Below are 14,872 nucleotides of genomic sequence, written 5' to 3' on the forward strand. Positions count from 1 at the left end.
CCTACGGACGCCACAAAGGGTGTTCCCTCTTCGCCCACTCCCGGCTCACCGACCCCGTCCGCAGACCCCGCCTCGCCTCCGGGTCCCCCAGGGCCATGCCGATGTGACCGGCCAGGACCACGCCGATCGTCAGGGCCAGCCAGTCGTGGACGAAGGTCGCCGACGTGCGCCACATCAGCGGGGTAAGGTGGGTGAACCACATCATCAGGCCGGTGCCGAGCATGACCAGGGTCGCCCCCGCGATCCAGGCCGCGTAGACCTTCTGCCCCGCGTTGAACTTGCCCGCCGGGCGGGAGGAGCGGCGCTTGTCCCTCACCAGCGCGGCGCGCAGCCACATCCGGTCGTGCGGGCCGAAGCGGTTGAGGAAGCGCAGGTCGGTGCGGAAGGCGCGGGAGGCCAGGCCGAGGAGGACGGGGACGGGCAGGGCCAGCCCGGCGTACTCGTGGATGCGGACGACCAGTGCGCGGCGTCCGACCAGCACGGCCAGTTGCGGGATGTAGAGGCAGGCCGCGGTCAGCACGCACACGCCCATCAGCGCGGCCGTCGTGCGGTGGACCCACCGCTCGGCCCGGCTGAAGCGGCGGATCCGGGCGCTCGGCGGCGCCGGAGTCTCAGCTCGTAGGCTCATCGGTCCGTCCGTTCGAGCGGCCCACCCAGGCGTCGACGTCGTAGCCGAGCTTCTCCCAGTAGCCGGGCCGGACGCGGTCGGTCACCGTGATGCCGGAGAGCCACTTGGCGGACTTGTAGAAGTACATGGGGGCTACGTAGAGGCGGACCGGGCCGCCGTGGTCGTGGCCGATGTCCTTGTCCTGCATGCGCAGGGCGACCAGGACGTCCGGGCGGCGGGCCTGGTCGAGGGTGAGGCTCTCGGTGTAGGTGCCGTCGAAGCAGGTGAAGCGGATGGCCTTGGCGGAGGAGCGGACGCCGGCCGCTTCCAGCAGCTCGGAGAGGCGTACGCCCTCGAAGGGGGTGCCCGGGACGCGCCAGCCGGTGACGCACTGCACGTCCTTGACCACCCGGGTCTGCGGCAGGGAGCGCAGGTCGGCGAGGTTGTAGGTGTGCGGGTGGTCGACCAGGCCGTCGACGGTGAGCCGGTAGTCCGCGGGCCCCTTGTGCGGGACGGAGGCGGCGACCGAGTAGTAGCGGAAGCCCCCGCCGTTGGGCAGCAGACCGGTCAGGCCCGTGGGGTCCTTGCCGGAGACCGTGCCGAGGAAGCCCTCCATTCCGCGCTGCAGCACGGGTGCGGCGGCGACGCCGAGGGCACCGAGGCCGAGGGTGCCGAGGAAGACGCGGCGGCCGATGGGCCTGCCCTGGGGCTCGGGCTCCTCGGATGGTTCAGGGTTCACGTATTCATTCGAGCACTTCCGGCCCCCGTGGGGCCAGGGCGTACGGCCACCGGTCAGACTTCTGTAATCACTTCTCACCTACGGCTCGGGGCACACCCCGCCGAGTGCGCGGCGCCTGGCGGCGCCGAAGGCCTGCCGGGCATCGCGGTGCGGGTAGGACCAGGGGGCCGGGGTGGCGTGCCGGCCGATGCGCTGGAAGAGGGCTGCGGCCTCGGCCGGGCGGCCGGCCGAGGACATGGCGAACGCCAGGTGGTTGAGGTCGGTGTGGCGGCGGGGGTGCTCGTCGTGCTCCCACTCCAGCCACCAGTCGAAGGCGGCGCGCAGGATCGCGCGGGCCCGCGGGCCCGACCAGTGCCCGGAGCAGGCCGGGTCGGCGGGGGCCAGGCCGGTGGCGGCCAGGACCCGGTAGCGCTCGGCGTACGCGACGACCGGCAGGACGGCCAGCGGGGAGTCGGCGGGGGCCTCGGCGGCGGCCCGCTCGGCGAGGTCGTACACCTCGTGGGACTCGGCCCGGCCGCCCTGGGGGCGCTCGGCGAGGCGGGCGACCAGCAGATGGTGGCCGTGGTGGTGCTCGGGGTGCCGCTCGCGGAGTTCCGCGAAGGCGTGCAGCAGTGCGCTCTCCGGGCCCAGGGTGCGGGCCAGCAGGAGCAGGCCGAGCCAGGGGGTGGGGTCGGCGGGGGCGAGCGGGGCGGCGGTGCGGCAGGCCTCGCGGGCCCGGTCGGCGTCCTCCTTGCCGCGCAGGGCGCGCTGGACCAGGGCCAGGGCGTGCAGGGTGGCGGCGTCGGCGGACGCTGGCTCGGCGAGCAGCCACTCACCGGCCCATGCGGCGGCGTACGGTTCCCCGGCGAGCACGGTGATCCGGTGGCCGCGGCGGTCCCAGTCCTCGCCGGTGTGCAACAGCAACGAGCGGGCGGCCTGCCACCGGCCCTGGGCCAACGCGGCCCGGGCGGCGAGGAGTTCGGCGTCGCCGAGAGCGTCGTCCAGGACATCTGCCGAGGCACCTTCTGCGGCGCTCTCCGAGACACCTTCCGGGGCGCTTCCAGAGGTGCTTTCCGAGGCGCTTTCCAAGACGCCTTCCAAGACGCCTTCCAGCGCTGCGGAGCCGTCCGGGGCGGTGTCACCGGACTGGTCCGTGGAGGCTCGGCGCATGCCGAGCAGAGGCGGGAGTGGGGGCACCGCAGGTCTTCCTGTTTCTCGGGCTGCCATCGACCGATCACGCACAGCAAACCCCCAGCCAAGGCTCACGTCAAGCGGAACCCGGGTGTTGCCACGCTTCAACCACCTTGCTGGGAAGGGCACTTGGGGCGGTACCGCCCTGGTTGCCGAGGTACGCGTACCGGGTTCGGACGCATTGCTGTGGCGTACGCCATGGCGCGGCACGCCGACACGTCGGAGCATGACCGGACGATCCCCCCGGCGCCTCGGGTCGCCCCCGCGAGGGGCCGGGCATCGTGACCGAGTCAACTGCCCGGTTCCGGGCACTCTCCGGGGCAATGCCGCCCCGGGAGCGCTACAGTCGGCCCCTACGCGTCCGTGGTCCGACCGGATGATCGAGGTACGCAGCGTGTCCGTTCTGGTTCTCCTTCTCGCCGTGAGTGCGGCCTGCTGCGTGGGCTTCGGGTTCGTGCTCCAGCAGAACGCCGCCCAGAAGGCACCGCTCGGCGACTTCCTGTCGTTCCGGCTGCTGCTCGACCTGATGCGGGTACCGCGCTGGCTGGGCGGCATCGGCCTGATGGTGGCCGGCATGCTGCTGGGCGCGATCGCCCTCGGCAAGGGCGAGATCTCCCTGGTCGAGCCGCTGCTCGCCACGAACCTGCTGTTCGCGCTCGCCCTCTCCCGCCACCAGACCCGGCAGTCCCTGGGCCGCCAGGGCTGGGCCGGCCTCGCGCTGCTCGCGGGCGGCGTGACCGCGTTCATCGTGGCGGGCGAGCCGCGCGGCGGCAGTGCGGTCGCCGACCCGGTGCGGCACTGGCTGATCATCGGCGCGATGCTCGGCGCGGCCATGGTGCTCACGACGTACGCCAAGCGGTCCCGGCTCAGCTGGGGTCCGGTGCTGCTGGCCACCGCTGCGGGACTGCTGTACGGCGTGCAGGACGCGCTCACCCGGGTGAGCGGCACCCGCTTCTCCGAGGGCGGCTTCACGGAGCTGTTCACCGGCTGGCAGCCGTACGGCGTGCTGGCGCTCGGCGTCACCGGGCTGATCCTGGTGCAGAGCGCCTTCGAGACGGCTCCGCTGCGCATGTCGCTGCCCGCGCTCACCGCGGCCCAGCCGCTCGCCGGCATCCTGTGCGGAGTGGGCTTCCTCGGCGACCGGCTGCACACCGACACCGGGGCGCTGGCCTGGGAGGCGGCGGGGCTCGCGGCGATCGTCGCGGGCATCGTGCTGCTCGGGCTGCACCCGGCGATGCCGTGCGGCACGGCGGAGGCGGAGCGCGCCCGGGACCTCCAGCGGCGCTGATCCCCCCGCGGACGGGCCCTGCTTGGATATGGGCATGAACCCTGCTGACGAGATCCTCGACATCGTCGACGAGCACGACCGGGTCGTCGCCCGGGTCCCGCGCGGTGAGGCGTACGCCAGGGGCCTGCGTCACCGGTGCGTCTTCATCCAGGCCCGGGACGCGGCCGGGCGGCTCTTCGTCCACCGCCGCACCGCGACCAAGCTGGTGTTCCCCTCCCTCTACGACATGTTCGTCGGCGGGGTGGTGGGCGCCGGCGAGTCCTACGACGAGGCGGCGCTGCGGGAGGCGGAGGAGGAGCTGGGGGTGGACGGTCTGCCCAGGCCGGAGTACCTCTTCAAGTTCCTGTACGACGACGGCGCCGGGAACAGTTGGTGGTCGGCGGTGTACGAGGTGCGCTGCGACCTTCCGGTACGGCCCCAGGTGGAGGAGGTCCAGTGGTACGACTTCCTGCCCGAGGACGAGGTGAAGCGGCGGCTCGGCGAGTGGGAATGGGTGCCGGACGGGCTGGCGGCGTACGAGAGGCTGAGGGCGTTCCGGGCGGCCCGGTGACACCCCGGTAGGGTCCTGCGCGTGATCGAATTCGTGCGGAACGTCCGGCTCTGGTTCGCCCCGGATCAGGTTCGCGAAGAGGGCGCCACCCCCGACTACCGGTTCTCGCTGGCCAACGAGCGCACGTTCCTGGCCTGGCTGCGGACCGCGCTCGCACTGATCGGCGGCGGCTTCGCGGTGGACCAGTTCCTGCCGGACCTGCGCTGGGCGTGGCGGGTCGGTCTCGCGCTCGCCCTGCTCGGCGCCGGTGTGCTGTGCTCGCTGCGTGCGGTGAACCACTGGGTGCGCTGCGAGCAGGCGATGCGGCGCGGCGAGGACCTGCCGGCGTCCCGCTTCCCGGCCGTGCTGAGCCTGGTGGTCGCCGTGGTGGCCCTCGCGATGGTCGTGGTGGTGCTGGTCGGATGGGCGGGGTGAGCGCCGAGGGGCGGGATCCGGGGCTCCAGCCGGAGCGCACCCGGCTGGCCTGGCGGCGCACGACACTGTCGAGCACCGTGGCCGCCGTACTCGCGGTGAAGACCGCACTGCACGGCGGGACCTCGGCCGTCGGCGTCGTCATGTGCGCCCTGTGCTGTGCGCTCTGGCTGGGTTTCCTGTGGGTGGCCCACCGCCGGATCCGCACCCTCGCGACGAGCCCCCGCCCGTCCGCGCTGGCGCCCCGGCACGCGACGGCGGCGGTGCTGTGCACGGTGGCGATGGCCGTGTGCGCGGCTGTGCTCGTGGTCTAGAGAATGCCCTCTCGACTCATGGTCCAGCAGACGTCCTCCTGACTCGTGGTCTAGAAAGTGCCCTCTTGGCTCGTGGTGTAGAGGGTCTCCTCTTCGCTCTTGGTCCAAAGGGTGCTCTCTTCGGCCTCCCAGTCCACCGTCACCACGATCTTCCCGCGCGTGCGCCCCTCCTGGCTCAGCCGGTGCGCGTCCGCCGCCCGTTCCAGCGGGAAGGTGTCCTGGACGTGCACGGACACCACCCGCTGTTCCGCCAGCTCGGACAGGTGGGTCAGGTCCTGGGCGTCGGGGCGCACGAAGTAGTAGCGGCCGCCGTAGCTCACCACGTCCGGGTCGGCGATCGACACCAGGCGGCCCTCGGGGGCGAGCAGGTCGGCCGAAGTCCTCAGGGTGTCGCCGCCGATGGTGTCGAAGGCCGCGTCCACACCTTCGGGAGCGAGGCCGCGCACCCGTTCGACAAGGCCCTCGCCGTAGGTCACCGGCTCGCCGCCCAGGCTCCGTACGAAGTCGTGGTTCTGCTCGCTCGCCGTGCCGATGACCCGGGCACCGATGTGGGCGGCGATCTGGACGGCCACCGAGCCGACCCCGCCGGCCGCCGCGTGCACCAGGACCGTCTCGCTCCGCTTGACGTCCAGCGCCTTGACGAGCACCTGGTAGGCGGTGAGCCCCGCCAGCGGCAAGCCGGCGGCCTCCTCGAAGGACAGGTTGCGCGGCTTGCGGGCCAGTGTGCGCACGGGCGCGGCGACGTACTCGGCGAAGGTGCCCCGGGACAGGAAGTCCTCACGGACGTAGCCGATCACCTCGTCCCCGACGGAGAACTCCGTCACCGAGGCGCCGGGCTGCACCACCACCCCGCTGACGTCCCAGCCCGGGACGACCGGGAAGACGGCGTCCAGGATCGCGTCGAGATAGCCCTCGCGACACTTCCAGTCGACCGGGTTGACCGCCGCCGCGCGCACCTTGACCAGCACCTGGTCCGGGCCGACCTTCGGGTCGCGGACCTCGCCGTACTCCAGCACCTCGGGTCCGCCGTAGCCGCTGTAGCTGATGCCCTTCATGTCCTCGACCCTCCGGGGTACTCGTACGCCACGCAATCGGTTATGCCCCGATATGTACCGTTTGCGCGCGTAGCCTGTCCGTCGCCACCCTTCCGTACCCCCGAAGGTGAACACCATGACGACGCTCCACCAGGAACACACCGAGCACGGCACCCACAGCCACGGTCCGGACTGCGGGCACACGGCCGTGCCGCACGGCGACCATCTCGACTACGCGCACGACGGCCATCTGCACCGCGAGCACGGAGACCACTGGGACGAGTGCGAGCCGGCCGGCCACACCGCGCACGACGGCCACGCGCACGTGCACCACGAGGAGTGCGGGCACGCACAGGTGCAGCACGGCGACCACGTCGACTATCTGCACGACGGGCACCGGCATGCCGAGCACGGGGACCACTGGGACGACCACTGACCTGCCGGACGGCAGGGGCCGACGGCTCCCCGGGCAGCGCACCGGGGAGCCGTCGGCCTATCGTGGCTCCGGTCACGTTTCTCGCCACGTTCGGCGTATGCACTGGACGGCATACCGACCGGTCGGCATCATGAGTCGGGTTCCTGTTCACCCGTTCGTAGGAGTGATGTATGAGCGCCGACCACCCACCCGGACTCGATCTCGGCCGGCTGCGCGGCCTGCTCGACCGTGAGCGACCGGGGCTGGTGAACGGCCCGCTGACCGGCCGGCTGATCGAGGGCGGACGGTCGAACCTCACCTACGCGCTCTCCGACGGCACCTCGAAGTGGATCGTCCGGCGGCCGCCGCTCGGCCATGTGCTGGCCACCGCGCACGACATGAAGCGCGAGCACCGGGTGATCAGCGCGCTGCACCCGACCGACGTGCCGGTCCCCCGCCCGGTGCTGCTGTGCGAGGACGAGGAGGTGCTCGGGGCGCCGTTCTACATCATGGAGTTCGTCGAGGGCACCCCGTACCGCACCGCCGACCAGCTCGCCCCGCTGGGCGCGGAGCGCACCCGCAACGCGGTGCTGTCCCTGGTGGACACGCTGGTCGAGCTGCACGCGGTGGACCCCGCCGCGGTGGGCCTGGAGGGCTTCGGCCGTCCCGAGGGCTTCCTGGACCGGCAGTTGCGCCGCTGGGGCAAGCAGCTCGATGCCTCCCGCAACCGCGAGCTGGCCGGCATCGACGAGTTGCACGCGGCCCTCGGACGCGCCCTGCCCGCCTCCCCCGCGCCCACCGTCGTGCACGGCGACTACCGGCTGGACAACGTCCTGATCGGCGCCGACGACCGGATCAACGCCATCCTCGACTGGGAGATGTCGACGCTCGGCGACCCGCTGACCGACCTGGGCCTGCTGGTGATGTACAGCCGGCCGCTCGGCATGCCGCACTCCCCCGTCTCCACCACCGCCGAGGCCCCGGGACACCCGTCCCCGCAGGAACTGATCGAGCGGTACGCCGCACGCTCGGGGCGCGACGTCTCAGCCGTCTCCTGGTACACGGCGTTCGCCTGGTTCAAGCTCGCCGTGATCCTGGAGGGCATCCACTACCGGTACACGCTCGGCCAGACGGTCGGGCAGGGCTTCGACCGCATCGGCGAACTCGTGCCCGTCTTCATCGACCACGGACTGACCACTCTCCAGGAAGGCTGACCGGACATGGACTTCGCGTTCGACGCGCGCACCGAGGAACTGCGCGCCAAGCTCCTCGCCTTCATGGACGAGTACGTCTACCCCGCCGAGGCGGTCGCCGAGGAGCAGCGGGCGCACCTCGCCTCGCCCTGGGACACCCCGGCCGTGGTCGAGGAGTTGAAGGCGGAGGCCCGCAGGCAGGGCCTGTGGAACCTCTTCCTTCCCGACGCCGAGTACGGGGCCGGTCTGACGAACCTCCAGTACGCGCCGCTCGCCGAGATCACCGGCCGCTCCCCGCATCTGGCACCCACCGCGCTGAACTGCGCCGCACCCGACACCGGGAACATGGAGGTGCTCGCCCAGTTCGGCGACGACGGGCAGCGCAAGCAGTGGCTGGAGCCGCTGCTCGCCGGTGAGATCCGCTCGGCGTTCGCGATGACCGAGCCGGACGTGGCCTCCTCCGACGCCACCAACATCACGACCCACATCGAGCGGGACGGCGACGAGTACGTCATCACCGGCCGCAAGTGGTACATCTCCGGCGCGATGAACCCGGACTGCAAGATCTTCATCGTGATGGGCAAGACCGACCCGGACGGGCCGGACCCCCGCCGCCAGCAGTCGATGATCCTGGTCCCGCGCGACACCCCGGGTGTCACCGTGAAGCGCGCGATGCAGGTCTTCGGCTACGAGGACCACTCGCACGGCGGCCACGCCGAGGTGGTCTTCGACCACGCGCGCGTGCCCGTGGCCAACCTGGTCGGCGAGGAGGGCGGCGGCTTCGCCATCGCCCAGGCCCGGCTCGGCCCCGGCCGGATCCACCACTGCATGCGGCTGATCGGCATGGCCGAGCGGGCGATCGAGCTGATGTGCCGGCGGGCGGTGTCCCGTACCGCGTTCGGCACGGCGCTGGCCCAGCAGGGCGTGGTCCACAACTGGATCGCGGACGCCCGGGTGACGGTCGAGCAGCTGCGGCTGCTGGTGCTGAAGACGGCCTGGCTGATGGACACCGTGGGCAACAGGGGCGCGCACACGGAGATCCAGGCCATCAAGATCGCCACACCTCGCGCGGTGGTCGACATCATCGACCGGGCGATCCAGTTGCACGGCGCGGGCGGCGTCAGCCAGGACTTCCCGCTGGCCGAGCTGTACGCCGCGGCGCGCACCCTGATGATCGCCGACGGCCCGGACGAGGTCCACCAGCGGTCGCTGGCCCGGCGGGAACTGAAGAAGTACCTCTAGGGAAGCGTGCGTAAGGGGCGGTCGCCGGAGCGGCCGCCCCTTACGCGTACCTCTACGAGGAGGCTACGGGCGCAACGCTCGCAGCAGCAGGTCGGCCAGATGGTCGGCGACCTGCTGGGGGGTGAGGGGGCCGCCCGGGCGGTACCAGGTCGACAGGTGGTGGACCGAGCCGAAGTGGTAGTCCACGACCAGGTCGGCGGGGGTCGCCGTGGAGAAGACGCCCTCGCGCTGGCCCTCCTCGATGAGCGCGCGGAAGCGCTCGTGGTAGCGCCGGCGCTCGGCGCGCACCTGCTTGTTCTTCTCCGGGCTCAGATGGTGCATGGAGCGAAAGAAGATCATCGCGTCGTCGAGGTTCTCGATGGTCGTGACCACGACGTCCGCGGCCGCCGCCCGCAACCGCTTCTCGACCGGCTCGTCGGCGCCCGCGAACGCGTCGAGACGCTCCTGCTGGACGCGCAGCACGCGCGCGTACACCTCGTGCAGGAGGTCGTCCTTGGAGCCGAAGTAGTGGTACAGCGCCCCCTTGGTGACGCCGGCCGCCTCCACGATCTCCTGCACCGAGGTGCGGTCGTAGCCCTGCTCGGCGAAGAGGCGGGTGGCGGCGTTCAGCAGCCGCTGCGGAACGGGGGTCCCGTCTCCGTCCGTCGTCCTGGGCACTGCCGCCACCTGCCTTTCCGTCGTTCCTACTGGGGGTCGTGCGCGCGGGAACGCAGTTCCCGACGGAGGATCTTCCCACTCGCCGTCTTGGGCAAGTCGGGCAGGATCTCCACCTGACGCGGGTATTTGTAGGCGGCCAGTCTCTCCTTGCAGTACACCGCGAGTTCATCCGGGTCCGCCTCGGCACCCGGACGGAGGCTGATGTAGGCCCGGACGGTCTCCCCGCGGTAGCCGTCGGGGACGCCGACGACGGCCGCCTCGCGCACCGCCGGATGGGTGTACAGGACGTCCTCGACCTCGCGCGGCCACACCTTGAAGCCGGACGCGTTGATCATGTCCTTCTTCCGGTCCACCACGTACAGCCAGCCCTGCGGGTCCATGAACCCGATGTCACCGGTGCGCAGCTCGCCGTCCGGGAAGGTCTCGGCGGTGGCCTCGGGGCGCCGCCGGTAGCCGGGGACCACCTGGGGCCCTCGTACGACGATCTCGCCCTGCTCGCCGAAGGGGACCTCCTCCCCCTGCTCGTCCACGATGCGCACGACCGTGTCCGCGCCGGGCACGCCGACGGACAGCGTCCCGGAGACGGGGTCGACGGGCGCCTCCAGGCCGGGCGGGACGGCGGCGCAGGGGCCGGTGCACTCGGTGAGGCCGTAGCCGACGCGGATGTACGGCCCGAGGCGCTCGCGGAACCCCTCCACCAGCGCGGGCGGCACGGGGGCGCCGCCCGAGGAGATGTTCACGAAGGAAGCGAAGTGCTCGCGGGTGACGCCGGGGTGGGCGGCCAGGGCCATGTAGGCGGTGGAGGGGCCGACCGTGTAGTGCGGCTGGTGCTCGGCGAACGCCTCCAGGACGACACCGGGCTCGAAGCGGTAGGTGAGCACCAGCGTGCCCGCGCTGTTCAGGCAGGCGCCGAACTGGCACACCATCCCGGTGATGTGGAACAGGGGGGCGAGCGCGTAGTAGACGGGCGCCTCGGGCAGACCGAGGCCCGTCCGCTGGCGCTCGGCGTTGTGCATGATGTTGCCGTGCGTGTTGGTGGCGCCCTTCGGGGTACCGCTGGTGCCCGAGGTGTAGCTGACCAGTGCGATGTCGTCGGGGCGCGGGTCGCGGCCCCCGGGGGCGCGGCCGCCCTGCCGGGCGACGGCCACGAGGTCGTCGGCGTCGGGGGCCTGGGGCAGCCGCTCGAAGGTGAGCACGCGCGCGTCGCCGCGGGTCTGGAAGTCCAGCTCGCAGCCGGTGAGCACGATGCGCACCGGCGAGCCCGCGGCCGTCTCCCGCAGGTACGACTCCCAGGCCCGGTCGGTGCAGACCAGCGCGGCGACCTCGCCGTCCCGCAGGACGTGGGCGACCTCGGCCGACTTGTACATGGGGTTGACGGGCACAACGGTCGCGCCCGCCTTCCAGGCGCCGAGGACGGCCAGCACGAAGTGCGGGGAGTTCTGCAGCAGGACGGCGACCCGGTCGCCGCGCTCCAGGCCGCCCCCGGCGAGGTGGGCGGCCACCGAGTCGCTCAGCTCGTCGACCTCGCGGTAGCTCAGCCGGGCGTCGAAGTAGGCGAGGAAGGTGCGGTCGGGGGCCTCGGCAACCGCGCGGCGCAGGGCGTGCACGAGGGAGTCGGCGGGCTCGACCGGGCCGCGCTGGGCTTCGGTGAGCAGCGCCAGCCAGGGCCGGGCCGTGTACGGGGAGGTGCTCACCGGGTGGCCTCCCACTTCCGCTGGAGGTGGTTCATGCCGGCGAGCCAGCGGTCGGGGGTGGCGGCCCGCGCCTGGTAGTACTCGGCGACCTCGGGGTGCGGCAGGATCAGGAAGCGGTCCTCCTCGATGCCCTGGAACAGGGCGTCGGCGACCGCCTCCGGCTCGATCGCGGTCGGGTGCAGCACCAGGTCGCCGGCGCTGCCGGTGGCGGCCAGCATGTCGGTGCGGACGCCCTGGGGGCAGATGGCGTGGACCTTGACGCCCCGGTGGCGGTACGTGAGGGACAGCCACTCGGCGAAGGCCAGCGCCCCGTGCTTGGTGACGCTGTAGGAGGGGGCGCCGATCATGGTGAGGAGTCCGGCGGCCGAGACGGTGGAGACGAACCGCCCGCGACCGCGCTCCAGCCAGTGCGGCAGCAGCGCGTGGGCCGCGCGGACGTGGGCCATCACGTTGACGTCCCAGGACAGCTCCCAGGACCTCTCGTCGAGGGGTTCGCCCGCCCCCGTGTCCTCGAAGGCGACGCCGGCGTTGGCGCAGTAGACGTCCACGGTGCCGCCGAGCGCGTCACGGGCTTCGCCGGCGATCGCGGAGGCGTCACCCGGTACGGCGATACCGCCGATCTCCTCCGCCACCGCCTTGGCCCTGTCGGCATCCAGGTCGTTCACCACCACCCGGGCACCTTCAGCGGCGAATTTGCGGGCCAGCGCGGCCCCGATCCCACCGCCCGCTCCGGTGACGACCACTCCCGCATCCTGCACGGCTTCCACCATCGGTCTCCTTCGACACGACTTCGCGCGGCGCGCATCGGCTCCAGCGACCCAGACTAACCAGTCGGTATGTGTAAAGGGAAGGGTGACTGCCGCAACCTAAGGGGCGCGGGGCAGTGCCCGACATGCGGCTCCCCCGCGCGTGCGCGACCAGCCACATGCGGCCTGCACCTTCCACACTCACGGAGGTCACCCCATGCACCTGTCCAGACGGAACCTGCTCGCATCGGCCACCATGACAGCACTTCCCGCGACACCAGCCGCGGCCAAACCCCGCGAGCACCTGCAAACCGGCTTCGAAAGACTCGCAGCCGACGGCTACTCGCTGCTCTCCGGCCAGAAGGTCGGGATCGTCACCAACCCCACGGGCATCACCAGAGACGCCCTGCACATCGTCGACGTCATGCACGAAGACCCCCGCGTCGAGCTGACGGCCGTCTTCGGCCCCGAGCACGGCTTCCGAGGCACCGCCCAGGCAGGCGGCTCCGAGGGCCGCTACGACGACCCCGCGACCGGCCTGCCGGTCTACGACACCTACCTGAAGAGCGGCCGGCCGCTGGCGGACGTCTTCACCGCCTCCGGCGTCGACACGGTCGTCTTCGACATCCAGGACGTCGGCGCACGCTTCTACACGTACATCTGGACCCTGTACGACTGCATGGAGGCGGCCCAGCTCGCGGGCAAGCGGTTCGTCGTACTCGACCGCCCGAACCCCGTCACCGGCCGGGCAGCCCAAGGACCCGTCCTGCACAAGGAGTTCGCCACCTTCGTCGGCCGCCAGCCCATCGCGCAGGCGCACGGCATGACGGTCGCGGAGCTGGCCCGGCTGTTCGACGGGGAGTTCCTGAGCGCGCCCGTCCCGCTGGAGACCGTGCTGATGACGGGCTGGAACCGCACGTGGTTCCACGACGCCTCCGGCCTGCCCTGGGTGCCGCCGAGCCCGAACATGCCGACTCCGGACACCGCGTTGGTGTACTCGGGCACCTGCATGTTCGAGGGCACCAACCTCTCCGAGGGACGCGGCACGACCCGGCCCTTCGAACTCCTCGGCGCCGAGGGCATCGACGGGCGGTGGGCCGCCGCGGCCAACGGGCTCGGGCTGCCGGGTGTGCGGTTCCGGGAGGCGTACTTCGCTCCCACCTTCTCCAAGTTCCAGGGCAAGACCGTCGGTGGCGTACAGATCCATGTGCACGACCGGGCCGGCTACGACCCCGTACGCACCGGGATCGCATTGCTGGTGACCGCGAGGAAGGTCTGGGACGGCTTCGCCTGGCGCTCGGACAACTGGATCGACAAGCTCACCGGCTCGACCCGGGTGCGGACGATGATCGACGCGGGAGCCGGCCCGGACGAGGTGGCCGGTGCCTGGCAGGACGAACTGGAGGCGTTCCGGAGCGTTCGAAAGAAATATCTGCTCTACAAGTGACCCGTTCCGTCTGGTCAACTCCGCCCCACCGCAGGACGATACGCGCATATCGCATCGTTCGGGGGCGAGGAGCCTGGCATGGCGGATCCTGGGATGAGCGTGTCTCCCTACTGGGAGCTGACCTTCGATGCGGACGGGGACGTGGACGGCCCCGAACGCGACCGGCTGCTGGCGCAGGTCACGGACCGCGGGATCCGTGACCTGATCGTCTTCGCGCACGGCTGGAACAACGACCGTTCGGGCGCCACCGCGCTGTACCGGAGTTTCTTCGCCCCGATCCCGAAGCTCGTGCCTCGGGCGCGGATCGGGTACGTGGGTGTGATCTGGCCGTCGATGCGGTTCTGCGACGAGCCGATTCCGGACTTCCCCGGCTCCGCGCCGACTTTCGCAGCGGGCCCGGCGCTGGATCCGGACACCCGGCGCGCGCTGCTGCAGACCTTCCCGGACCGGGCCGACATGCTCGACCAGCTGGCCCGGATGCTGGACGAACAGCCGGGCGGGGACGAGGGGCTGGCGCAGTTCGGGCAGCTGGTGCGGCAGCTGGTCGGGGCACCGCAGCCGCTCGGCGCTGCGGACACCTCGCAAGAGGGCGAGCCCCTCGCGTTCAGCGGGGAGACGACGACCGTCTGCGAGGAGTTCGCCCACGCCCTGACCGGGCCGCGCGCCGACTTCAGCCTGCCGAACCCCTGGGAGGGTGCCAAGGAGCTGCTGCGGCAGGCGACGTACTACACGATGAAACGGCGGGCCGGGAAGGTCGGCGAGCATGGACTCGGGCCCTTCGTCGGGCAGTTGGCCCATGCGGTTCCCGGTCTGCGGGTGCATCTGGTCGGACACAGCTTCGGCGGGCGGCTGGTGGCGTTCGCTCTGCGCGGGCTGCCCGACGGAGTGCGCGCGGTGAAGTCCGTGACGCTGCTGCAGGGAGCCTTCTCGCACTATGCGTTCGCGGCCCGGCTGCCCCGGGACCCGGACACCGCGGGCGCGCTCAAGGACCGGCACCAGCGGATCGACGGCCCGCTGGTGTGCTGCTACTCGCACTTCGACGCGGCGCTCGGCACCTTCTATCCGCTCGCCTCGCGTCTCGCGGGGGACGACAACTCGTTCCTGGGCGTCGGCATCGCGGCCGCGCTCGGCCCCGAGTGGGGAGCCATGGGGCATGACGGGGTGCAGGCGGTGCCGGGCACCGCGAAGCTGGACCTCGCCGCGGCCCTGAACGGGGCGCTGCCCGGCTCGGGCTGTGTGAACGTCGACGCGTCGGCGGTCGTCCACCGCGGGGGTCCGCCGGCCGGGGCGCACAGCGACATCGTGCACCCCGAGCTGGCGCGGGTGGTGCTGGCGGCGGGCCGTATTTCCTGACCCGCCGCCGTT

The 14,872-nt window shown here is 71.8% G+C and carries 16 protein-coding genes; 9 read left to right on the forward strand and 7 right to left on the reverse strand.

The annotated features are described in order from the left end of the window. Window position 1: 1 nt before the first annotated feature. The 3 genes from ABZ471_RS16095 to ABZ471_RS16105 form a co-directional block, all read right to left on the reverse strand. On the reverse strand, window positions 2–628 hold the full coding sequence (locus tag ABZ471_RS16095; RefSeq protein ID WP_359066801.1) for a cytochrome b/b6 domain-containing protein: 627 nt from the start codon (window positions 626–628) through the stop codon (window positions 2–4). Continuing rightward, a complete protein-coding gene (locus tag ABZ471_RS16100) occupies window positions 612–1,346 on the reverse strand; it encodes a molybdopterin-dependent oxidoreductase (protein ID WP_359066803.1) in 735 nt (244 codons plus the stop codon). Before ABZ471_RS16100 ends, ABZ471_RS16095 begins: the two co-directional genes overlap by 17 nt. Before the next feature lie 78 nt (window positions 1,347–1,424). After that, window positions 1,425–2,522 (reverse strand): hypothetical protein, encoded by a 1,098-nt coding sequence (locus ABZ471_RS16105; RefSeq protein ID WP_359066805.1) that lies wholly within the window; start codon window positions 2,520–2,522, stop codon window positions 1,425–1,427. 388 nt (window positions 2,523–2,910) lie between these two features. Between ABZ471_RS16105 and ABZ471_RS16110 the strand changes: the two genes are divergently transcribed. The 4 genes from ABZ471_RS16110 to ABZ471_RS16125 are packed head-to-tail and all read left to right on the forward strand — an operon-like array spanning window position 2,911 to window position 5,079. After that, window positions 2,911–3,804: a DMT family transporter gene (locus tag ABZ471_RS16110; RefSeq protein WP_359066807.1), complete on the forward strand. Its 894-nt coding sequence runs from the start codon at window positions 2,911–2,913 to the stop codon at window positions 3,802–3,804. A 34-nt stretch (window positions 3,805–3,838) separates the two neighbouring features. Beyond that, entirely contained in the window at window positions 3,839–4,354 is a 516-nt protein-coding gene (locus ABZ471_RS16115) for an NUDIX domain-containing protein (RefSeq protein WP_359066809.1), read from the forward strand. 21 nt (window positions 4,355–4,375) lie between these two features. Next, window positions 4,376–4,768: a DUF202 domain-containing protein gene (locus ABZ471_RS16120; protein ID WP_359066811.1), complete on the forward strand. Its 393-nt coding sequence runs from the start codon at window positions 4,376–4,378 to the stop codon at window positions 4,766–4,768. Continuing rightward, the gene (locus ABZ471_RS16125) at window positions 4,756–5,079 is read left to right on the forward strand and encodes a DUF202 domain-containing protein (protein WP_359066813.1); all 324 of its coding nucleotides are present in this window, start codon (window positions 4,756–4,758) and stop codon (window positions 5,077–5,079) included. The genes ABZ471_RS16120 and ABZ471_RS16125 overlap by 13 nt, the downstream gene beginning before the upstream one ends. A 50-nt stretch (window positions 5,080–5,129) precedes the next feature. On the opposite strand, the gene ABZ471_RS16130 is transcribed toward ABZ471_RS16125, so the two are convergent. Further along, window positions 5,130–6,134: an NADP-dependent oxidoreductase gene (locus tag ABZ471_RS16130; RefSeq protein WP_359066815.1), complete on the reverse strand. Its 1,005-nt coding sequence runs from the start codon at window positions 6,132–6,134 to the stop codon at window positions 5,130–5,132. Window positions 6,135–6,249: 115 nt separating this feature from the next. Here ABZ471_RS16130 and ABZ471_RS16135 point away from each other — a divergent pair, with 115 nt between their 5' ends. From ABZ471_RS16135 to ABZ471_RS16145, 3 genes are all read left to right on the forward strand, one after another. Continuing rightward, on the forward strand, window positions 6,250–6,549 hold the full coding sequence (locus tag ABZ471_RS16135) for a hypothetical protein (RefSeq protein ID WP_359066817.1): 300 nt from the start codon (window positions 6,250–6,252) through the stop codon (window positions 6,547–6,549). Between the two features lie 170 nt (window positions 6,550–6,719). Further along, complete coding sequence (locus ABZ471_RS16140) at window positions 6,720–7,742, forward strand: phosphotransferase family protein (protein ID WP_359066819.1); 1,023 nt, start codon at window positions 6,720–6,722, stop codon at window positions 7,740–7,742. Window positions 7,743–7,748: 6 nt separating this feature from the next. Next, window positions 7,749–8,963: an acyl-CoA dehydrogenase family protein gene (locus tag ABZ471_RS16145; protein ID WP_359066821.1), complete on the forward strand. Its 1,215-nt coding sequence runs from the start codon at window positions 7,749–7,751 to the stop codon at window positions 8,961–8,963. A gap of 63 nt (window positions 8,964–9,026) precedes the next feature. Here ABZ471_RS16145 and ABZ471_RS16150 read toward each other — a convergent pair whose 3' ends face one another. From ABZ471_RS16150 to ABZ471_RS16160, 3 genes are read right to left on the reverse strand one after another with little or no spacing between them, the layout of a single operon-like run. Beyond that, window positions 9,027–9,620: a TetR/AcrR family transcriptional regulator gene (locus ABZ471_RS16150; protein WP_359066823.1), complete on the reverse strand. Its 594-nt coding sequence runs from the start codon at window positions 9,618–9,620 to the stop codon at window positions 9,027–9,029. A gap of 26 nt (window positions 9,621–9,646) precedes the next feature. Continuing rightward, window positions 9,647–11,314, reverse strand: a complete 1,668-nt coding sequence (locus ABZ471_RS16155) for an AMP-binding protein (RefSeq protein WP_359066825.1) — start codon at window positions 11,312–11,314, stop codon at window positions 9,647–9,649. Beyond that, the gene (locus ABZ471_RS16160) at window positions 11,311–12,084 is read right to left on the reverse strand and encodes an SDR family NAD(P)-dependent oxidoreductase (protein ID WP_359066827.1); all 774 of its coding nucleotides are present in this window, start codon (window positions 12,082–12,084) and stop codon (window positions 11,311–11,313) included. The genes ABZ471_RS16155 and ABZ471_RS16160 overlap by 4 nt, the downstream gene beginning before the upstream one ends. 193 nt (window positions 12,085–12,277) lie before the next feature. Here ABZ471_RS16160 and ABZ471_RS16165 point away from each other — a divergent pair, with 193 nt between their 5' ends. Continuing rightward, window positions 12,278–13,507: a DUF1343 domain-containing protein gene (locus tag ABZ471_RS16165; protein ID WP_359066828.1), complete on the forward strand. Its 1,230-nt coding sequence runs from the start codon at window positions 12,278–12,280 to the stop codon at window positions 13,505–13,507. A gap of 78 nt (window positions 13,508–13,585) precedes the next feature. Beyond that, the gene (locus ABZ471_RS16170; protein WP_359066830.1) at window positions 13,586–14,860 is read left to right on the forward strand and encodes a serine-threonine protein kinase; all 1,275 of its coding nucleotides are present in this window, start codon (window positions 13,586–13,588) and stop codon (window positions 14,858–14,860) included. Window positions 14,861–14,872: the final 12 nt, after the last annotated feature.

The sequence above is a fragment of the Streptomyces sp. NPDC005728 genome, from assembly GCF_040630895.1.
Lineage (GTDB): Bacteria > Actinomycetota > Actinomycetes > Streptomycetales > Streptomycetaceae > Streptomyces.

Excerpts from the sequence above, each read along its gene's own strand:
- ABZ471_RS16095 (WP_359066801.1), bottom strand. The coding sequence starts at position 628 with ATGAGCCTACGAGCTGAGACTCCGGCGCCGCCGAGCGCCCGGATCCGC.
- ABZ471_RS16115 (WP_359066809.1), top strand. The coding sequence starts at position 3,839 with ATGAACCCTGCTGACGAGATCCTCGACATCGTCGACGAGCACGACCGG.
- ABZ471_RS16125 (WP_359066813.1), top strand. The coding sequence starts at position 4,756 with ATGGGCGGGGTGAGCGCCGAGGGGCGGGATCCGGGGCTCCAGCCGGAG.
- ABZ471_RS16130 (WP_359066815.1), bottom strand. The coding sequence starts at position 6,134 with ATGAAGGGCATCAGCTACAGCGGCTACGGCGGACCCGAGGTGCTGGAG.
- ABZ471_RS16135 (WP_359066817.1), top strand. The coding sequence starts at position 6,250 with ATGACGACGCTCCACCAGGAACACACCGAGCACGGCACCCACAGCCAC.
- ABZ471_RS16140 (WP_359066819.1), top strand. The coding sequence starts at position 6,720 with ATGAGCGCCGACCACCCACCCGGACTCGATCTCGGCCGGCTGCGCGGC.
- ABZ471_RS16145 (WP_359066821.1), top strand. The coding sequence starts at position 7,749 with ATGGACTTCGCGTTCGACGCGCGCACCGAGGAACTGCGCGCCAAGCTC.
- ABZ471_RS16160 (WP_359066827.1), bottom strand. The coding sequence starts at position 12,084 with ATGGTGGAAGCCGTGCAGGATGCGGGAGTGGTCGTCACCGGAGCGGGC.
- ABZ471_RS16165 (WP_359066828.1), top strand. The coding sequence starts at position 12,278 with ATGCACCTGTCCAGACGGAACCTGCTCGCATCGGCCACCATGACAGCA.
- ABZ471_RS16170 (WP_359066830.1), top strand. The coding sequence starts at position 13,586 with ATGGCGGATCCTGGGATGAGCGTGTCTCCCTACTGGGAGCTGACCTTC.